The organism is Pseudomonas sp. PDM22, assembly GCF_014851965.1.
In the GTDB taxonomy this organism is placed as follows: Bacteria; Pseudomonadota; Gammaproteobacteria; order Pseudomonadales; family Pseudomonadaceae; genus Pseudomonas.
In genome coordinates this window covers 1-278 of record NZ_JACVAR010000053.1, presented here as the reverse complement: position 1 = coordinate 278, position 278 = coordinate 1, and the positions used below count along the sequence as shown (strand labels likewise).

General features: G+C 65.5%; 1 protein-coding gene. It reads left to right on the top strand.

The window, feature by feature from the left end; translation table 11 throughout:
- A partial coding sequence (locus tag IB255_RS30610; RefSeq protein ID WP_192211301.1) for an Ig-like domain-containing protein occupies nucleotides 1-278 on the top strand: 278 nt, incomplete at both ends.

Genomic DNA, 278 nt, shown 5'->3' with positions numbered 1-278 from the left:
CTTCGTGGCGACCGACGCGGCAGGCAACAGCGCCAGCGCCACTGCTACCCACGACTACTCGGTGGATATCACCGCGCCGGTGGCGACCCTGACCATCAACGTGGTGGCCGGCGACGACATCGTCAACATCGCCGAATCGAAGAGCCCGCAGACCATCAGTGGCAAGGCGAGCGGCGAGTTCCAGACGGGCGACGTGGTGAGCTTCAAGCTCAATGGCACCACCTACAGCGCAGCGGTCGACAAGGACGGCAACTGGAGCGTTTCGGTCTCCGGCGCCG